This is a genomic window from Nonomuraea helvata (assembly GCF_039535785.1).
Lineage (GTDB): Bacteria > Actinomycetota > Actinomycetes > Streptosporangiales > Streptosporangiaceae > Nonomuraea > Nonomuraea helvata.
Genome location: NZ_BAAAXV010000009.1, coordinates 2,436,536 through 2,454,069 on the forward strand (window position 1 = coordinate 2,436,536; position 17,534 = coordinate 2,454,069).

Consider the following 17,534-nt stretch of genomic DNA (forward strand, 5'->3'; position numbering starts at 1 on the left):
CGTCCCCTGCACATGTCGATCGCTTACGTCACGCTGGCCGTCGTCACCATCACGGCCAACCTGGGGATTGCCGTCGCCGACTTCGCCCGCGCCAAGTTCGTCCTGGCCAACGCCGCCGAGGTGAATGTCCCCCAGGCGTGGCTGCCGACGCTGGGCGCGCTCAAGGCCGCCGGCTCGGCGGGCCTGCTGCTGGGGCTGCTCGGCGTGCCCGCCGTCGGACGCATGGCGGCCGCCGGCCTCGTGCTGTTCTTCGTGGGCGCCGTCGTCGCCCATGTGCGGGCGCGGGCGTACGGCAAGATCGCTTTCCCGGGGCTCTTCCTCGCGCTGGCGATCGCGACATTCACTCTCACATGACGGCTATCGCTTTCCGTAATCATTGATTACTCAGTGCTATCGTCGGGGGGTCATGTCGTCATGATTGTCGGGGGGAACGTTGCGGACATTCGTACGGATCGCCGTAATAGCCGTAATGGGCTGCAGTGCATTGCTGGCCGCGAACGCCGCGTCGGCCTCCACGCCGCCTCGCGAGAAATCCCTGCTCGCCGGCCTGTTCGGCGCTGACCTCGGTTCGGTGGTGAGCGCGCTCCCCAGCGTTTTCTGCGGCAATCGACTGGTGAACTACAACTCGCCGGCGCCCAATTCGCCGACGAAGTGCATCAACGGCCCGGAGAACTCTGGAAACTCCACCAACAGCGGCAACTACCACAATGACGGAAATCCCATCAACAGCGGTAACTTCTCGAATACCAATGGCTCCACCGCCAGCAGCAACACCATCAATGGCGGCAACACCGCCAATGGCTCCCAGCGGCTCGGTGGCCGGTGATACGCAGGGCAGGAGCGGTCGTGTGCTATCTCGGGCTGATGATGGCGACGACCGCGATGTCGATGCCGCACGCAGCTCATAGGGACGGCGGCAACTCCTGGAACAGCGGAAACTACTGGAGCAAGGGCCGCCAGATCAACAGCGGCAACTTCTCGTTCGCGAAGAACTCCCCGAAGAGCAACAACGTCCACGGTGGATCGAACTTCGCCAACGGCTTCCAGTGCTTCATCGAGCGCAAGAGCATCGTCAAGCGGGGCTGTTGACCGGCGTCCTCGCCGGTCGCAGCGCGCCCGCCAGGGCCAGCGCGACCAGGACCCCGGCGCCGCCCGCCACCGCGATCGCGGGCCCTGGTGCGAGCACCTCGCCCAGCGCTCCGACCAGCGCCGCCCCGGCCGCCTGGCCCGTCATCAGCCCGGAGGACTGCAGCCCGAACGCCTGGCCCCGCACCTCCTCCGGCACCGACTCCACGAACCGCCGCTGCAGCCCGAGCTGGTACGACAGCCCCGCGGTCGCCACCGCGGCCAGCACGGCCGCCCACGCGATCCCCGGCCCGAGCGCGAAGCCCAGCCAGGGCACGCCGAGCAGCACCGCCAGCGGCAACGAAAGCCGCTCCCGCAGCCCCGGCGCGGCGAACCTGCCCACCGCGAACTCCCCGACCGCCATCCCGCCGGCAGCGGCCGCGAGCACCGCCCCGGCCTGACCCTGCCCGCCCAGGTACGGCACGACCATGGCCTCGGCCCCGGCCAGGCACACGCACGGCAGCCACCCGGCCAGCAGCAGCCCGCGCACCCGCCTGTCGGCCAGCAACTGCCGGTTCACTCGCACCGTCTCACGTATCGCGCCCGCCTTGGTTGTGCCCGGCCTCTTCTCACGTGCCGCGCCCACTTCGGCCGTGCCTGCTTCGGTCGTGCCGCGCGCCGGTCGGTACGGCAGCCCGACCCTGAGCACCACGGCCGCCACCACGGACAGGCCCGCGGTCACGGCCAGCGCCCCGGTGGGTCCTGCCCAGGCCAGAAACGCGCCCCCGGCCGCCAGCCCGACGATCTGCGCGCTCGCGGAGGCCACGTTCAGCAGCGACCGCCCCAGCACGAACGCGTCCCCCGGCAGCACTTCGGGGAGCATCGCCGCCCGCGCGGCGAAGAACACCGGCGAGAACAGCCCCGTGACCAGAACCAGCGCCAGCATCGCCCACACCGGCAGCCCCGCGTACGCCAGCAGCAGGCAGGTCACCGCCCTGACCAACTCGCCGGCCACCATCAGCGCTCGCGGCGGTATCCGGTCGGCCAGCGAGAGCAGGAACAACCCGCCGAGGACGAAGGGCAGCCAACCGACCATGTAGGCGGCGGCCGACAGGCCGGGGGAGCCGGTCTGCGCGTACACCAGCACGGACATGGCCAGCATCTTGATCGAGTCGCCGCCGACCAGCAGCGCGAAGCTGCCGAACAGCACCCTGAACTCCCTGACGGCGAACACCTCGCCGAACGTCGCCGCTTTCACGCCCACGATGCTCGGACCGGCCCGGCGAATTGGCGACTGTTTCGGATATAACCGAAAGGTGCTCGTAACGATCGAGGTCACCCCGCAGGACCTGGTGGCCAGCAGGTTCGCGATCTCCCCGCTGATCGAGACCATGCACGCGCAGTGGGTGCTGGCGGGCCGGGTCGAGGCGGGCGTGCACGGCCCGTGGGCCGCGCGGTGGCGGGGGACGTACCGGGAGCTCGAACGCGCCCACCCCGCGCTGCGGGCCGTGGCTGCGATCAGCGGCAACAAGGGAGACGCGAACGTCGACTTCATCGCGCCGCCGCCCACGGCGGTGGACGTGCCGTTCGAGTCGGAGCTGGCCGCCATGCGGGCGACGCCGCTGGAGCAGGCCCACGCGGAGATCGCCAGGGCACTGGCCGGGCGGCCCGTGACGGGATGGGTCCGGGACCTGCTGGCGGGGCCGCGGGTGGTGGAGCGGGTCGCGGACGCGTACGAGGCGCTCTGGACGGAGATCATCTCCCACGACTGGCCGCGCTTCCGCGCGATCCTGCAGCGGGACGTGGCCCATCGGGCGGGACGGCTGGCGGCCTACGGCTGGGCGGCGGCACTGGAGGACCTCAGCCCGCGCGTCCACTGGCGTCCGCGGGGCCAGATCGAGATCGAGATGATCTTCTCCAGCGGGCTGCACCGGCTCGACGGCAAGGGGCTGCTCTTCATGCCCTCGGCGTTCACGACCCGCATCGGCGCCTACCTGGAGGACGCCTGGCCGTACGCGATGATCTATCCCGCCAGGGGCACCGGGGTCACGCCGGCGGCGCCCGACGCCGACCTGTCCACGCTGATCGGCCGCAGCCGCGCCCGCATCCTCGCCGAGTTGACCGAGCCCGCCACCACCACGCAGCTCGCGGCCCTGCTCGGGCAGAGCCTGGGCACCACGGGCGGCCATCTGTCGGCGCTGCGCCGGACGGGCCTGATCGTGGGCACTCGCGTCGGCCGCGGCGTCCTGTACGCGCGCACGCCGCTCGGCGACGCCCTGGTCAATCGCTGACGTTCTCAGCCGCCGTTCATGTTCTCCCCAGGTTCCCGAAAGCGCACGTCGCGGCGAACTACGACGCGGGCCGCTCGACCAGCGCTACGCCACGATGTGGGAGGCCCTGCCGGCCGTCACGCGCTGGTGGTATGCGCTGACCAAGACCATGGGCCCGGCGCCGCCGCTCGCGCCCGGCATGCTCGCCCAGTCCGCCCTCATGCTGCTGCTCGCGACCTTCGTCGGGCGCGGGGCTGGGGATGGGGTCGGGCACAGGCGAGGCCGTACGGGAGAGCCCGTCCCCGCACGCCTCACAGAAGGGTCTTCCGGGCAAGCTACCGTCCAGTAAGGTGCCGTAGATTTACTGCGTAGGGTCACAATTACCGCATGCCATCCTTCACGCCGCTCATGCCCGGTGATCCCGGGAGGCTGGCCGGCCTGAAGCTTCTTGGCAGGCTGGGCGAGGGCGGGCAGGGCGTCGTCTATCTGGCCGAGACCCCCATGGGCGCGCACGTGGCCGTCAAGTGGCTGCGGCTCGACCAGTCCGACGACGAGAAGAGCGTCGAACGTTTCCTGCGCGAGGCGCGGATCGCCCAGCAGGTGGCGCGGTTCTGCACCGCGGCCGTGCTGAGCACGGGCGTCGAGCACGACCGTCCGTACATCATGAGCGAGTTCGTCGAGGGGCCCTCTCTGGCGCGGGTCGTCCGGAACGAAGGCCCGCGCACCGGCTCGGCGCTGGACTGGCTGGCCATCAACACCGCGTCGGCGCTGGCCGCGATCCACGCGGCCGGCGTCGTGCACCGGGACTTCAAGCCGGCCAACGTCATCATCGCCGCCGACGGGCCGCGTGTGATCGACTTCGGCATCGCGCGGGAGCTGGGTCCCGCCACGATGACCAGCAGCACGCAGATCGGGACGCCTGCGTACATGTCTCCCGAGCAGGTGCTGGGGCATGCGGTCGGGCCCGCGGCGGACATGTTCTCCTGGGCCGGCACGATGGTCTTCGCGTCCTGCGGGCGGGCGCCGTTCGGCAACGACGTGCCGCACGCGGTGTGGGCCCGGGTGCTCAACAACGATCCCCGCCTGGGCTCGCTCGACGGGCCACTCCTCGACGTGGTGCGGGAGTGCCTCGCCAAGGATCCGGCGCAGCGGCCGACCGCCAGAGAAGTGATCATGCGGCTGCTGCGGAACCCGTCCACCGGCTCCGACCAGGACGCCACCTGGAATCCGCCTGCTCCCGACCCTCCAGAGGAGCAGGGATTCTCCGGCACCACGTGGAACCCGCCGCCTGACCAGGACATCCCCGAGGAGCGAGGCGAGCAGGCCGCTCCCCGGTCGGCGCGCAAGCCGATCATCATCGGCGCGGCCGTTCTGGCCGCTGTGCTCCTTTTCGTCTCCGGGATGGTCGCGGCCGTGGCGCTGTCGAAGCGTACGCCCACGGCCGGCGGATCCACGGCCGCGACATCGAAGAAGCCGGCTCAGACGCCGCCGCCCTCGACTCCCGCCGAGCCCGTCAAGACCACACTCCCCGGCGGCTCGCTCACCCTCTACGAATACCCGTCCGCCCCGAAGACGCTGACGGCGTACGAGATCTACGACAAGAAGTCCGATGACCGCGTGGACTACGCGAGGGAGTCGCTGCACGGCAGGTTCGCGAAGTATCCCGGCAACCTGGAGTCGCGGGTCTCGCCCAACGGGCGCTATCTGGCGGGACGGCCCGAGGATTACACCTCGGACGGCTACGACTCGATCCTCATCGCCGACAGGGTGGCGGGATCCAGTTTCCGGGTCAAGACCGTGCGCAAGCCACTGGACAGCCCCATCCGCGCCTGGTCGAAGGACGGCACCAGGATCCTGCTGAACGTCAACAAGAAGATCAAGAAGGACTGGGTCACGGTGGGCTTCGCCGTCGTCGAGGTGGGGGCGGGAGACCTGGCCCAGAGCAAGGTCGGCGTGGTGAACGTGGCAGACGACTCGATCCGCGGCTCCGACTTCGCCTGGGACGGCAACGAGCAGGGCGTGGCCATCGTCTACGGCAAGGACGAAGGGCTGCGCTTCTTCGACGCCTCCGGCAAGCGAACGCGGGACCTGCCGGGGGTGGGCTCGTTGCAGTCCGACGCCAGGGACATCTTCTCGCCCTCGGGCAGGACGTTCGCGACCGAATGCCCCCAGGGGCGCGACGGGGAGACCTGTCTCTGGGACACCGCCACCGGCAGGCAGATCCGCAAGTTCTCCTCCGACTGCGACAAGGTGCTCGGCTGGTACGACGAGACGCGGCTGTACTGCTGGGAGTGGGACAACGGGACCAACACCGAGCTGCAGGTCATGGACTTCGACGGCAAGCTGGTCCGCAGGCTGTTGGAAGTCCCGCAAGAGCTGAAAGTGACCGCCTATTTCACGGACAACCCGCCCAACGGCTCCTGACCGGGAGCGAGCGGGGTCAGCACATGGTCCACGAGGTCGACTTCGCCTTGCGCACCGGCGAGGTGAGCTGGAAGACGACCGTGTGCCTGGACCCGAGCTCAGGCGTGATCTGCTTCTTCGAGCCGAAATAGTCGCTCCGGCCGTAGGACGGGATCCGCCTGGAGCCGCTCTCGATCACCTGGCCGTCGACCAGCCACTGGTAGGAGAACGGGGCGCCCGTCTGCGACGAGTCCAGGCCGATGCCGAAGCTCAGCGAGCCCGAGTAGCAGGTGACGCCCTCTTGGTTGATCTTCGACGAGCCGGCGACCCGTACGTAGGCGAGGCTGAACGAGGCGGTCCTGGTCCTGCTCGCGGTGGGCGACGGGCGCGTCGTGGTCGGCTTCTTCGTCGGCGTCCGCGTCCGCGTGGGCGTGGGCGTGGGCCGGACGGTCGTGCGTTCCTGTGACGGCGAGGGGGTGGGGCGCGGGCGCGTGCTCTTCGGCGTGACCGTCGGGGTCCGTGTCTTCTTGGGCGCCACGGTCTTTCTGTGCTTGGTGGTGGCGGAGGGGGACGGCGCGCTGGAGCCGGCCGCCAGCGCCGCCGGGTTCGGATCCCTGTTCACCGAGGCGTTCCAGACGACGACGCCGGCCGCCAGGCACACGGCGACCGCTCCGGAGACGCCGGCGATCAGCGGGAACCGCAGGGCAGTGCGCCGCGGCGGAAGGGTGGGGGACCCGCCGCCTGCCGGAGCGTGCCAGGGGGCGGGTGCGGCGTGCTGCCCCGGCGTGCCGGCTGAGGGGGACCGTTGCCCGCCGAGCAGGCGGAGCAGGACGTCCTGCATCTGCGGGCGGGCTCCGGGGTCCTTGGCCAGGCAGGCGTACACGATCGGGCGGAGCGGCTCCGGCAGGTCGCCCAGGAACGGCTCGTGGTTCAGGACCCGGTTGATGACCGCGGGCAGCGAGTCGTCGCCGAACGGCGGCGTGCCCGTCCCCGCGAACACCATGACGGAAGCCCAGGCGAAGACGTCCGCCGCCGGGCCGATGTACGCGCCCGCGAGCTGCTCGGGGGCCATGTACGCGGGCGTACCGACGACACTGCTGGTGACGGTGACCGCGGAGTCGGCGACGCGCGCGATGCCGAAGTCGATGACGCGCGGCCCGTCGCGCCCGAGCAGCACGTTGGCGGGCTTGAAGTCGCGGTGCACGATGCCCGCCCGGTGGATGGCGGCCAGCGCCGTTGCCGTGCTGACGGCCAGACGTTGCAGGTCGGCGCCGTAATAGCGGCCCGTCCGCTCCAGCGAGGGCCCTTCGACGTACTCGCTGACGATGTACGGGCGCGTACCCATCGACGCGTCGAGCACCTGGGCGATGCAGAACGGCTCCACGCGCCGGGCCGCGGCGATCTCCTTGGCGAAGTGGTCGCCGGCGCCGACGGACTGCCGCAGCACTTTGACCGCCACCGGCCGCCCGTCCGGTGCCTGGCCGAGGTAGACGATGCCCTGGCCGCCCTCGCCGAGCCGCCCGACGATCCGATAGGCCGCGATCGTCTGGGGGTCTCCTGGGCGCAGGGGTTCGGCGTTCGGCATGAGCGAAGTTACTCCTGTGACGGCCGGGACGGACCTTCTGCACCCTAACGGGATAAATCCTGATCTGTCGGCGGATCACTCCGACGGCAGGAGGAACCGCCAGGTCACGGCGTAGACCTGGCCATGGCCGTCCCGATAGAGCGGCCACCCTCCAGGCCCCTTGACGCGCTTGACGGACCGGATCGCCGCTTTCGCCTGGCGGCCCGTCAGCTTCCTGACCAGGACGTCCGGCTCCCCCTTCGCAGGCTGCCGGATCGAGGACGGCCACGGCGCATCCGCCTTCCGCTCGGACGAGCGCTCGGCCACCAGCCGTACCCGGTCGGCGCTGTAGGCGCTTCCTTCGCGCCGCACCCGGTCGGCGAGCGTGGTCAGGGTCCGCTGGGCGCGGTAGAGGGCGTCAGGGTAGCGCTTGCCACCGAATCCCAGGGCATAGGCGCTGACCGTACGCAGGGTGCTGCCGCCGGTCCAGACACCGAGGGTCGTCGTAGTGGCGTCGTAGACCCTCGGTCCGCTCGGGGTGGGGGTCCGAGGCTGGTCGTCCAGGTCTTTCCTGAGTGACCGGACGAGGGCGCTGACATCGGCGGACGTCAGCCGCAGCCGGCGGTCGGCGTCGGCGACCGCCAGGCCGTTCCCGTAGACGATGATCTCGGGTGGATCGATCGCCTTGAACCCGGGCCGGATGTAGCCCCCCGAATCCCGCAGCATCGCCACCACCTGACGGCCGGCCGGTCTCTCGGCGGGCCGGGCGGCCTCGGCAGAGGCGGGGTGGCCGGTGGCCGGCAGCATCGAAACAGCTGTCATCAGAAACGTCCAGAGAAGGCGCATATCCCGGAAACGTGGAAGATCCCTCGCCGGTTCAGTAGTGGCGCAGGACCGTACGCCGGCCGTCGTCGCCAGGGGTGCTCACGATGAGGCGGCGTGCCATCGCGGTGGCGTCCTCCTTCGTGAGGCTCGCCCCCATGGCCGTCGCCTCGTCTTAGGCCTCCAGCGAGAGAGCGGCGCGCACGGTGGCCACGTTCCTGGGCCCGTCCAGCGGATCCATGATCTCGGGGGAGTAGCCCACCCGGGAGCCGAGGGCCGAGACCGCGCCGAGGAGCACCGCGCCGTCCACCGCCCGGCCCGCCATGCCGAGGGCTCCGGCGAGCACGTGGGCGCAGGCCAGCCAGGAGGTCACGTCCTGCACGCGGTCGAGGTGCACGACCAGGCGGGCCGCCTGCGTCCTCGTCCGGGTGCTCCCGGGCGATCTCCAGGGCCACGCGGCTCTTGCCGGCGCCGCCGGGACCGGTGATCGTCACCAACCGGTGCGCGGCGAGCAGATCCCGCACCGCGCTCACGGCGGCCTCACGCCCGATGAGGCGGGTGAGCGGCACCGGTAGCCGCGGGCGGGCGGGCTCTCTCGGCTCGGCGACCGTCGCCGCCTCCTTAGGAGCCGCCTGCTCCAGGGCGGGGTCCTGCCGGAGCACCGCGGCCTCCATGGCGCGGAGCGAGGGACCGGAGTCCACGCCGAGCTCCTCGATCAGCCGCTCGCGTGCCGTGCGGAGGGCGGCCAGAGCGTCACCCTGCCGCCCGCTCCGGTACAGGGCGAGCGCGAGCAACTCCCAGGACCGCTCCGCGAGAGGGTGCTCACGGACCAGGGACTCCAGTTCGCCCACCGCCTGGACGGCCGCGCCCATCGCGAGGCGGGCCGCCGCGTGGTCCTGGCGGGCGGCCAGCCGGGCGTTCTCCAGGCGGGCGATCTCGGCGCTCGCCACCTCGGCGTCGCCGAGGTCGGCGTACGCGGGGCCGCGCCACAGCGCCAGCGCCGTCGCGAGGCTTTCCGCCGCCGCCGGCGGATCGTCGGACAGCAGCCTCGCGCCGTGCTCCGCCAGAGCGGCGAAGCGTTCGGAGTCCACCGATTCCGGCCTGACCCGCAGGACGTAGCCGGGGCCCTGACGGTCGAGAAGCCCCGTGGCCGCACGCGGAGGGCGGTCCGGCTCCAGGGCCTTTCTCAATCTGGTGATGTACGAATACAGCGTGGACATGCCGCTGTTCGGGACCTGCTCCCCCAAATGGCGTCGAGGAGGCGGTCGGTCGTCACCACCTTGCCCTGCGCTATGAGCAGGGTCGCGACCAGGGCTTTGACACGGGTGCCCCCGAAGTCGAGTTGTTCGCCCGCACGCGTCACCACCAGCGGACCCAAGACGGAGAACTGGAGCCCGGCTGGTTCAGCGCTCACCTATGGACCGTTCCCTTTTCTTCACTTCCGCCCAAATGCGGACATGTCGCTGTTATACCCCAAAGGGCATTTTTCGCCAATAGACCACCATGAGCACATCGTGTCGCATGAATGTCGCCGCTCAGTCTGATTCGGCCGCTGTGCGGCCGCGGAGTTCGTCGGCGGCCTCCTGGTAGGCGGTGGCGGCGTTGGCGAAGTAGTCGAACAGGACGCCGCGCTGCTCGGGGGAGTACTGCTGGATGATCGCGGCGATCCTGTCGCGGGCGGGAGCGAGGACCTCGTCCAGGCCGGACGGGGTGGCGATCGGTTCGACGATGACCTTGCGGCGGTCGCCGGGATCGGGGACGCGGCGGACGTAGCCGGCCTGCTCCAGGCGGTCGATCAGCCGGGTGGTGGGGCCGGTGGTCAGGCCTGTGCGGCGGCCGAGCTCGCCGGGGGTCAGCGCCCCGCTCAGGGTCAGGATGTTCAGCGCGTACAGGTCGGTCGCGCCCAGGTCGACGGCCTTGGCGCTGGCATGGCCGTGCAGCATGACGGCGCTCAGGTACCGCCGGTAGACCGCACCGGCGTTCTCGGGTGTTGACACGTTCCGCCCTCCCGCTTAATCTCTTCTTCAGAGAAGATAAATCTTCGAGGAATCAACTTCCTCTAAGAAGCTATCACGAAAGGGCATAGATCATGAACGTTCGTACCGCCGACACCGCCGCCATCACCGCCGTGCTCGACCGCCTGGCCGACGCCTGGGAGCGGGGCGACGGCGCCGCCTACGGCGCGCTGTTCACCCCCGACGCCACCTACATCACCTACGTCGGCACCCTGTACGTCGGCGCCCAGGAGATCGGCGACGCACACCAGGCGCTGTTCGACAGCTTCGTCAAGGGCACCAAACTGGCCGCCAGGACCGTCAGCATCCGCTTCACCGGCCCTGACACCGCCCTGGTCGTCACCCGTGGCGACACCTACAAGGGCAGGCCCGGCAAGCTCCACAAGATCCAGACCTACACCCTGACCCGCCAGGCGGACGGCGAGTGGAAGATCGCCGCCTTCCAGAACACCAAGCACCAGGCGGTCATGGAAGCCGTCTCCTTCAAGTTCCAGCCTGCCAGCAAGCCCGCCGCCGCCCACGCCTGAACGCGTACGGAAGATCCCCACATGACCTCGCTCGCCGTCGTCGCCGCCACCGGGCGCACCGGACGCCTCGTCGTCGAACGCGCCCTGGCGGCCGGACACTCCGTCACCGCCGTCGCCCGCGACCCCGCAGCCCTCGGGCTCGACCACCCCCACCTCACGCGCCGCGCCGCCGACGTGATGGACCCCGCCCGCTTGCGCGAGGCGCTGGCCGGACACGACATCGTGGTCTCCGCCCTCGGCTCGACCGGGCGGGGCCCGACCACCCTCTACTCGGCCGGCACGGCCGCGATCATCGCGGCGCTGCCCCCGGCCGCCCGGCTCGTCGTGATCTCTTCGGCCGGTCTGGCCACCCCCGCCGACGCCGGACCCGCCGCCCGCCTCTTCGGCCGCGTCCTGCACCACGTCATGCGTCACCCGTACGCCGACATGGACCGCATGGAGCACCTGCTCGCCGGGACCAGCCTCAGCTGGACGGCCGTGCGGCCGACCGGCCTGACCGACAGGCCGGGCACCGGCCGCCCCCGCGTCTCCCTCGGAGCGACCGAGCGCCTCGGCACTCGGACCTCCCGCGCCGACCTGGCCGCCTTCATCATCGACCACCTCGACGACCCGCTGACCTTCGGCCGCCCCGTCGCGGTCTCCTCCTTACCGTGAGACGTAGGCTGAGGAATGGTACGACCGTAGTTCCAGGAGAAGTCATGTCCTCACGACTCAACCCGTACCTCACCTTCAACGGCGACGCCCGTCAGGCGATGGAGTTCTACGCGGACGTGTTCGGCGGAAATCTGGTCCTCAACACGTTCGCCGAGTTCGGCGCCACGGACTCACCGGACGCCGACCGGACCATGCACGCGATGCTGGAGACCGACGCCGGTTACACGATCATGGCCAGCGACGTCACCGGCGACATGGAATTCCAGCCCATGGCCGGCTCCTCGCTGAGCCTCAGCGGCGACGACGCCGATCTCCTGCGCGGATACTGGGAGAAGCTGTCCGAGGGCGGGACCATCACGATGCCCATGCAGAAGCAGGCCTGGGGTGACGAGTTCGGCATGTGCGTCGACAAGTTCGGCGTGCCGTGGATGGTCAACATCAGCCAGGCGCGGGCCTGATCGATGATTTTCAAGGAAAATGCAAGCGACGGGCAAGGACCAAAGCGACAATTGTTGCAAGTGTTAATATTCGCGCATCCCTTGGTCACCTCCCCCCGGCTCTCAGCTCCAGCGTTCACCGAGTAGATCCCCAGGTGGCCCGGGCCGAGAGGACAGGGTGGTCATGGCCACACGGCGAGAACGTCTGCGTTACTGGTTCGACAACAGCATGTCGAGGGGCACGCCCGCCCTCATCGGCTGGCTCGCCCTGGTCACCGTCGTCATGGTCGTGGTGTTCGCGGCCCTGTCCGTGGTCCTCGCCGACGATGACGTGCACAACAGCTGGTACGAGGCGCTGTGGGGCAGCCTCATGCGGGCCATGGACGCGGGCACCATGGCAGGCGACAACGAGGCCAGCAGCCCCGCCTTCACCGTCCTCGGGTTCGTCATCACGATCGGCGGCCTGCTCATCGTCTCCAGCCTGGTCGGTGTGCTCACCACCGGCCTGGACAACAAGCTGACCGACCTGCGCAAGGGCCGCTCCCGCATCGTCGAGTCCGGGCACACGGCACTGATCGGCTGGTCGGACCAGATCTTCACCATCATCCCCGAACTGGTCGAGGCCAACGCGAGCGAGTCCAGATCCTGCATCGCCATCTTGGGCGATCGCGACAAGCTGGAGATGGAGGAGGAGCTTCGCGCCCGGGTCGGGGACACCGGCAAGACCCGCATCGTCGTACGCAGCGGCAGCCCCATCGAACCGACCGATCTCGACCTGCTCAGCCTGGACACCGCCCGCTCCGTCATCGTGCTGTCCCCGCAGGGCGAGGATTCGGACGCGCACGTCATCAAGACGCTGCTGGGGCTGACCAACCGCAACTGGCGCAGACGGCGCCCGCCGATCATCGCCTCGGTCACCGACACCGACAACCTGGTGGCGGCCGAGTTGGCCGGCGGCGGGCACGCGCAGGTGGTCGACACCGACGACATCGCCTCACGGCTCATCGTGCAGACCTCCCGCCAGTCCGGCCTGTCGGTGGTCTGCACCGACCTCCTGGACTTCGGCGGCGACGAGATCTACATGCGTCCCGAGCCCAAGCTGACCGGGTTCCCGTACGGGGAGGCGCTGTTCGCGTACGAGACCGCCTCCCTGATCGGGATCCGGCGCGGGGACGGGTCCGTGGTGCTGAACCCGCCGATGAACACCGAGATCCAGCCGAGCGACGAGATGATCGTGGTGGCCGAGGACGACTCCACGATCCGGCTGGTACGCAGCTTCCCACCCGTCGTCCAACAGGCGATCGCCCACCCCGTCCGCCAGCCCGCACCTCCGGAGCGCACGCTGCTGATCGGCTGGAACAGCCGAGCCCCGAAGATCGTCGCCGAGATGGACCAGTACGTGGCGCCCGGCTCCACGCTGAACATCGCGGCCGACGTCATGGAGGACGACGACCGCCTGGCACAGCTGAAGGTCGGCCTGCGCAACCTGGCCGTCAACGTCAAGGAGTGCGACACCACCTCCCGGATCACCCTGGAGGCGCTGGAGCCGGGTGTGTTCGACCACATCATCGTGCTGGCCGACGACCGGCTGGAGGGACAGCACGCCGACTCGCGCACGCTGGTGACGCTGCTGCACCTGCGTGACCTCGCCTCGCGTACGGGGCAGCGCTTCCCGATCGTCAGCGAGATGAACGACGACCGCAACCGCCGCCTGGCCCAGGTGACCAAGGCCGACGACTTCGTGGTCAGCGACAAGCTGATCAGCCTGCTGATGACGCAGCTCTCGGAGAACCCGCACCTGGGCGCGGTCTTCCGCTACCTTTTCGACTCCGACGGCTCGGAGATCTACCTCAAGCCCGCGACCGACTACGTCCAGCCCGGGGTCACGGTCAGCTTCGCCACCCTCGTCGCCTCGGCCCGGATGCGCGGCGAGACCGCCATCGGCTACCGCCTGCAGGTCGAATCCACCTCCCCGCCGAACTACGGCGTCGTGCTCAACCCCGGCAAATCCGAGCCGGTCACCCTCGGCCCCCGCGACCTGGTCATCGTGCTCGCCGAGAACTGACCCCGCCGGGGTTCCCGCTGTCACGGCGTCTCAGTGCCGTGGCAGTGCCGTGCCGGCCGAGGGCGCGATCGTTCTCGCCATGACGAACTCCGAAACCCGCACCTCCTCGGCGACGGCGGGAACGCGCGGGCGGTGCTCGACGCGGCCGACGGCAGCTACCCCGCCTGGCTGCTCACCGTCTCCGACGGCCGGCTCAGCGCTGTGGGTTGCCGCCGCAGGCGGCACGGGAATCCTCGTCCCTTCAGGGCGAGGTGCAGGTCAATTCCGCAAGTGAACCCAGGCCCGGGTAGGCCGTTTCATGGCCGGTTGGACTTCGCGTGCCATCCAGGCGGTGGGTCCTCGCCGGCGACCCCGTCCACGGCCTCGCGGAGCAGGTCGGCATGGCCGGTGTGGCGCCCGTACTCCTCGATCAGGTCGCAGAGCAGCCGGCGCAGGCTGAAACGGCGCCCGTCGGCGTAGGTGAGGTGGACGAGCTGGTCGAGTCCGCCGGCGGCCAGCGCCGCGTCGAGCCTCGCCCGCGACCGCTCCACGGTGGCGTCCCAGAGCGCGTAAAGGTCCTCGGGGGCGTCCTCGGCGGCCGAGTTGAAGTCCCAGTCGGGGTCGGCGGACCAGTCCGCGGTGTCCCACGGTGCGCCCATCGGCGCGCCGCTGAGTTTGGTGCTGAACATCTGATCCTCGGCGCGCGCGAGGTGCTTGAGCAGGCCGCCGAGCGTCAGCGAGGAGGCGCCGATGCGGGTCCGCAGCCCGGCCGCGTCGAGGTCGTCGGTCTTCCAGCGGAACGTCGTGCGCAGGCGGTCGAGTGCACCGATGAGGTGCTCGGCCTCGGTGCCGGCGAGGGGCGGCTCCCACCAGTAATCGCTGTTGGTCATGGCGCCACCGTAGAGTCCATTCCGGACGTTCTGCTTCCGGAAGCCCACCGCGCCAAGGCACGGTTCGTCTTCGCCGGCCTCGAGGCGATCACCTCGGGTGCTGCTTGCTCAATGCGCAGCGTCCAGCTTCGCCCGCTGTTCCGCGGTCAGCTCCAGGTCCACGGCTGCCAGGCTCTCGTTCAGTTGCTCCACCGAGGAGGCGCCGACCAGCGGGATCACCGGGATCGCGCCGCCCATGAGCCAGGCCAGCACCACCTGGTTGACGGTCGCTCCGGTCTCCTGCGCCACCTCCCGCAGCGCGGCCAGACGCACGGGCGTGCCCGCGTGGTCGAACGCCGCGCCGAGCGGCTTGTCCTGGCGGACGTAACCGCCGCCCAGCAAGGGGGAGTACGCGACCAGCGTGAGTCCGGGCTCGGCCCTCAGGTAGCTGAGCAGGTTTCCGCTGACCACGCCGAGGTTGCCGTCCTCGGACCGCAGGGTCGGCAGATCGGTACGCGGACGTAGGTAGGTGTGGTGATACTGCAGGACCTCATAGCCGGGCAGCCCTGCCACGGCCGCCAGGCTCCGGGCCCGCTCGAGCCGCCAGGCCCAGTGGTTGCTCGCCCCGAGGAGACCCACAGTGCCTTCCTCGACCAGACCTGCGAAAGCCTCGACGGTCTCTTCCAGCGGCACGCTGGAACCTTCGACGTAGACGTGTGCGTACAGGAGGTCCAGCTTGTCCACGCCGAGCCGTTCCCTGCTCCGCTCCGAAGACTCCCGGATCACTTGGGCGGACAAGCCCTCGAGGTCGTGGGTGAGGGTGGTCGCCGGAGCGTTGGGCCGCCCTCCGAGTTTGGTGGCGATGACGATCTCATCCGCAACGCCGCGGCTGCGGCGCCAGCGTCCGAGCAGCGCCTCGCTCTCTCCGCCCTGAGTGCCGTTGACCCAGTACGCGTAGTTGTTGGCGGTGTCGATGAAGGTGCCGCCGGCCTCGACGAACCGGTCGAGGATGGCGAACGACGTCGTCTCGTCGACGGCGGTGCCGAACAGCATCGCGCCAAGGCTCAGCACGCTGACATCACGGCGGGTCTTCGGATCACTGCCGATCGTGCGGTACCTCATAGGGGGTCCTCTCTTGACTCAGGGAATGCGGAGAGCCGGCATGGGTCACAGGCGGGTGTCCAACCGGCCGGACGGCAGATCACGCAGGCGGCGCAGAGGACCGGCGAGGAGGATCAGGCCGCTCAGCGCGAACCCGATCAGCATCACCCACAACGCCGTGCGGACGGTGAACGCATCGGCCAGCGCGCCGGCCAGGACGCCCCCGAGCGGCATCGCGCCGAAGTTGACCAGCTGCACGCTGGAGGTCACCGGAGCAGAACGGCCCGCGCGCTGCCGAACCGTGCCGCCATCGGCCGCGCGACCATGGCGCCGACGATGCCGCCCAGCCCGGTGGCCGCGATCAGCAGGCCGGTCTCGCCGGCGCCGATCCCGACGTCGTCCACCAGGAACAGCACGGTCAACGACGTGTAGCCGGTCAGCGCCAAGTTGGCCGCGCAGCCGTACAACGTGTTGCCGCGAAGCAACGGATCGCGGGCGACCAGGAGAATGCCGTCGCGGATCTCGGCGCGGAGACGCCGGCGGGGCTTGGGGGTGTGGGCTTCGCGGCGTTCGATGCGGGCAAGGCAGATGGCCGAGACGGCGAAGCTGGCGGCGTCGGCGACCAGGCTGCCGACAGCCGAGAAGAGCTGGGCGAGCAGCCCGGCCAGACCCGGCCCGGCCAGGTTCGCCACCTGCTCGCTGCCCTGGAGTTTGGCGTTGGCCTCCAGCAGGTCGGGCCCGTCCACCAGGAACGGCAGGTAGGCGCGATAGGCGGTGGCGAAGAACACCTTGGCGGTCCCCGCGACCAGCGCGACCGCGATCAGCTGGCCGATCGTCAGCCGGCCGAGAGCGGCGGCGATCGGGACGCTGAGGAAGGCCGCCATCGACACGCAGTCGGCCACCAGCATCACGGGGCGGCGGGGGAGGCGGTCCACCCAGACACCAGCGGGCAGGCCGATGAGCAGCCAGGGCAGCCAGGCGGCCGCCGCCAGCACGCCGACCGCGAACGGCGGCGTGTCCAGCACGGTCACCGCGACCAGGGGCAGCGCGACGCCGGTGACGGAGCTGCCCAGGCTGCTGATGCTCTCCCCGATCCACAGCAGCCGGAAGTCACGCCGGCGCAGCAGCCCTGAACGGGTCCCCTCGATGATCGTCAAGGTCGGCCCGGCACCGCGCGGGCGAAGGTGAAGACGGTGGCGCGTTCCCGGCCGTCGTCGGGCAGCTCGCGCTCTGCCCACTTGTTCATCACGGCTTTGATCTCGGCGGCGTATTCGGCCAGCTCTTCGTCGGTGACGCGGATCCAGGCCTCGGTGGAGAACGGCCCGAGCGGCCAGCGTTCCTGCTCGGACTGGGGCTGGTCCGCCCAGCGGCGCACGTGGCCGGTCTGCCGCTCCAGGTTGAGCGATTCGACGGCCCGAGCCACCGCTTCCCCTGCGGCGTCGCCGGCGAAATCGGCGGAGGACCAGCAGAGCGTGGGGGTGGTCCGACGCCACCAGCGCTCGCGCCGGTCGCGGGCCAGCTCCGGCGCCTCCTCGATCAGCCCGGCGGCTGCCAGGGCGCGCAGGTGGTGGCTGACGTTGCCGACGGCTTCCCCGGTCTGTTCCGACAGGGTGCTGGCGGTGGCGGGGCCGTCGAGTTTCAGCAGGTCGAGGAGGCGGCGGCGCACCGGGTGCGCCATGGCTGCCAGGACCCGCGAGTCGAGGATCCCAGATTGGTCGTCGGGCATGGCGAGGAGCGTATACGTACAAGAGCCATTGCACAAT

The 17,534-nt window shown here is 70.2% G+C and carries 19 protein-coding genes; 9 read left to right on the plus strand and 10 right to left on the minus strand.

The features are described from left to right. The first annotated feature begins 12 nt into the window (after nucleotides 1-12). From ABD830_RS44745 to ABD830_RS44755, 3 genes are all read left to right on the plus strand, one after another. Entirely contained in the window at nucleotides 13-354 is a 342-nt protein-coding gene (locus tag ABD830_RS44745; RefSeq protein WP_345001026.1) for a DoxX family protein, read from the plus strand. A 130-nt stretch (nucleotides 355-484) separates the two neighbouring features. Next, a complete protein-coding gene (locus ABD830_RS44750; protein WP_345001028.1) occupies nucleotides 485-826 on the plus strand; it encodes a hypothetical protein in 342 nt (113 codons plus the stop codon). Between the two features lie 20 nt (nucleotides 827-846). Continuing rightward, nucleotides 847-1,089 carry a hypothetical protein gene (locus ABD830_RS44755; protein WP_345001030.1) on the plus strand — a complete coding sequence of 81 codons (243 nt, stop codon included), beginning with the start codon at nucleotides 847-849 and terminating at the stop codon, nucleotides 1,087-1,089. On the opposite strand, the gene ABD830_RS44760 is transcribed toward ABD830_RS44755, so the two are convergent. Beyond that, nucleotides 1,073-2,323, minus strand: a complete 1,251-nt coding sequence (locus ABD830_RS44760) for an MFS transporter (RefSeq protein ID WP_345001032.1) — start codon at nucleotides 2,321-2,323, stop codon at nucleotides 1,073-1,075. The genes ABD830_RS44755 and ABD830_RS44760 overlap by 17 nt on opposite strands. Nucleotides 2,324-2,381: 58 nt before the next feature. Here ABD830_RS44760 and ABD830_RS44765 point away from each other — a divergent pair, with 58 nt between their 5' ends. Beyond that, the gene (locus tag ABD830_RS44765; RefSeq protein ID WP_345001034.1) at nucleotides 2,382-3,356 is read left to right on the plus strand and encodes a DUF5937 family protein; all 975 of its coding nucleotides are present in this window, start codon (nucleotides 2,382-2,384) and stop codon (nucleotides 3,354-3,356) included. 366 nt (nucleotides 3,357-3,722) lie between these two features. After that, nucleotides 3,723-5,759, plus strand: coding sequence for a protein kinase domain-containing protein (locus ABD830_RS44770; RefSeq protein ID WP_345001036.1), 2,037 nt, complete (start codon nucleotides 3,723-3,725; stop codon nucleotides 5,757-5,759). 16 nt (nucleotides 5,760-5,775) lie between these two features. On the opposite strand, the gene ABD830_RS44775 is transcribed toward ABD830_RS44770, so the two are convergent. From ABD830_RS44775 to ABD830_RS44790, 4 genes are all read right to left on the minus strand, one after another. Next, nucleotides 5,776-7,323: a serine/threonine protein kinase gene (locus ABD830_RS44775; RefSeq protein ID WP_345001038.1), complete on the minus strand. Its 1,548-nt coding sequence runs from the start codon at nucleotides 7,321-7,323 to the stop codon at nucleotides 5,776-5,778. A gap of 75 nt (nucleotides 7,324-7,398) precedes the next feature. Continuing rightward, on the minus strand, nucleotides 7,399-8,124 hold the full coding sequence (locus tag ABD830_RS44780) for a hypothetical protein (RefSeq protein WP_345001040.1): 726 nt from the start codon (nucleotides 8,122-8,124) through the stop codon (nucleotides 7,399-7,401). Beyond that, entirely contained in the window at nucleotides 8,124-9,344 is a 1,221-nt protein-coding gene (locus ABD830_RS44785; protein ID WP_345001042.1) for an AfsR/SARP family transcriptional regulator, read from the minus strand. Before ABD830_RS44785 ends, ABD830_RS44780 begins: the two co-directional genes overlap by 1 nt. Nucleotides 9,345-9,659: 315 nt before the next feature. Then, the gene (locus ABD830_RS44790; RefSeq protein WP_345001044.1) at nucleotides 9,660-10,121 is read right to left on the minus strand and encodes a MarR family winged helix-turn-helix transcriptional regulator; all 462 of its coding nucleotides are present in this window, start codon (nucleotides 10,119-10,121) and stop codon (nucleotides 9,660-9,662) included. Nucleotides 10,122-10,213: 92 nt separating this feature from the next. Between ABD830_RS44790 and ABD830_RS44795 the strand changes: the two genes are divergently transcribed. The 4 genes from ABD830_RS44795 (at nucleotide 10,214) to ABD830_RS44810 (ending at nucleotide 13,822) form a co-directional block, all read left to right on the plus strand. Continuing rightward, nucleotides 10,214-10,666: an SgcJ/EcaC family oxidoreductase gene (locus ABD830_RS44795; RefSeq protein WP_345001046.1), complete on the plus strand. Its 453-nt coding sequence runs from the start codon at nucleotides 10,214-10,216 to the stop codon at nucleotides 10,664-10,666. 21 nt (nucleotides 10,667-10,687) lie between these two features. Then, nucleotides 10,688-11,320, plus strand: coding sequence for an NAD(P)-dependent oxidoreductase (locus tag ABD830_RS44800; protein WP_345001048.1), 633 nt, complete (start codon nucleotides 10,688-10,690; stop codon nucleotides 11,318-11,320). Nucleotides 11,321-11,364: 44 nt separating this feature from the next. After that, nucleotides 11,365-11,778, plus strand: a complete 414-nt coding sequence (locus ABD830_RS44805) for a VOC family protein (protein WP_345001050.1) — start codon at nucleotides 11,365-11,367, stop codon at nucleotides 11,776-11,778. Between the two features lie 163 nt (nucleotides 11,779-11,941). After that, entirely contained in the window at nucleotides 11,942-13,822 is a 1,881-nt protein-coding gene (locus tag ABD830_RS44810) for a CASTOR/POLLUX-related putative ion channel (RefSeq protein ID WP_345001052.1), read from the plus strand. Between the two features lie 296 nt (nucleotides 13,823-14,118). Here ABD830_RS44810 and ABD830_RS44815 read toward each other — a convergent pair whose 3' ends face one another. The 5 genes from ABD830_RS44815 to ABD830_RS44835 all read right to left on the minus strand — a co-directional run bounded on the left by ABD830_RS44815 (nucleotide 14,119) and on the right by ABD830_RS44835 (nucleotide 17,497). Next, entirely contained in the window at nucleotides 14,119-14,691 is a 573-nt protein-coding gene (locus ABD830_RS44815; RefSeq protein WP_345001054.1) for a mycothiol transferase, read from the minus strand. A 108-nt stretch (nucleotides 14,692-14,799) separates the two neighbouring features. Further along, nucleotides 14,800-15,792: an aldo/keto reductase gene (locus ABD830_RS44820; RefSeq protein WP_345001056.1), complete on the minus strand. Its 993-nt coding sequence runs from the start codon at nucleotides 15,790-15,792 to the stop codon at nucleotides 14,800-14,802. 45 nt (nucleotides 15,793-15,837) lie between these two features. Then, nucleotides 15,838-16,041 carry a hypothetical protein gene (locus tag ABD830_RS44825; protein WP_345001058.1) on the minus strand — a complete coding sequence of 68 codons (204 nt, stop codon included), beginning with the start codon at nucleotides 16,039-16,041 and terminating at the stop codon, nucleotides 15,838-15,840. After that, the gene (locus tag ABD830_RS44830; protein ID WP_345001060.1) at nucleotides 16,038-16,928 is read right to left on the minus strand and encodes an MFS transporter; all 891 of its coding nucleotides are present in this window, start codon (nucleotides 16,926-16,928) and stop codon (nucleotides 16,038-16,040) included. The genes ABD830_RS44825 and ABD830_RS44830 overlap by 4 nt, the downstream gene beginning before the upstream one ends. Further along, nucleotides 16,925-17,497, minus strand: a complete 573-nt coding sequence (locus tag ABD830_RS44835) for a winged helix-turn-helix domain-containing protein (protein ID WP_345001062.1) — start codon at nucleotides 17,495-17,497, stop codon at nucleotides 16,925-16,927. Before ABD830_RS44835 ends, ABD830_RS44830 begins: the two co-directional genes overlap by 4 nt. Nucleotides 17,498-17,534 lie beyond the last annotated feature (37 nt).

Coding starts and splice junctions, on each gene's coding strand:
- ABD830_RS44745 (WP_345001026.1), top strand. CDS start 13: ATGTCGATCGCTTACGTCACGCTGGCCGTCGTCACCATCACGGCCAAC.
- ABD830_RS44770 (WP_345001036.1), top strand. CDS start 3,723: ATGCCATCCTTCACGCCGCTCATGCCCGGTGATCCCGGGAGGCTGGCC.
- ABD830_RS44775 (WP_345001038.1), bottom strand. CDS start 7,323: ATGCCGAACGCCGAACCCCTGCGCCCAGGAGACCCCCAGACGATCGCG.
- ABD830_RS44780 (WP_345001040.1), bottom strand. CDS start 8,124: ATGACAGCTGTTTCGATGCTGCCGGCCACCGGCCACCCCGCCTCTGCC.
- ABD830_RS44785 (WP_345001042.1), bottom strand. CDS start 9,344: ATGTCCACGCTGTATTCGTACATCACCAGATTGAGAAAGGCCCTGGAG.
- ABD830_RS44795 (WP_345001046.1), top strand. CDS start 10,214: ATGAACGTTCGTACCGCCGACACCGCCGCCATCACCGCCGTGCTCGAC.
- ABD830_RS44800 (WP_345001048.1), top strand. CDS start 10,688: ATGACCTCGCTCGCCGTCGTCGCCGCCACCGGGCGCACCGGACGCCTC.
- ABD830_RS44805 (WP_345001050.1), top strand. CDS start 11,365: ATGTCCTCACGACTCAACCCGTACCTCACCTTCAACGGCGACGCCCGT.
- ABD830_RS44810 (WP_345001052.1), top strand. CDS start 11,942: ATGGCCACACGGCGAGAACGTCTGCGTTACTGGTTCGACAACAGCATG.
- ABD830_RS44815 (WP_345001054.1), bottom strand. CDS start 14,691: ATGACCAACAGCGATTACTGGTGGGAGCCGCCCCTCGCCGGCACCGAG.
- ABD830_RS44820 (WP_345001056.1), bottom strand. CDS start 15,792: ATGAGGTACCGCACGATCGGCAGTGATCCGAAGACCCGCCGTGATGTC.
- ABD830_RS44835 (WP_345001062.1), bottom strand. CDS start 17,497: ATGCCCGACGACCAATCTGGGATCCTCGACTCGCGGGTCCTGGCAGCC.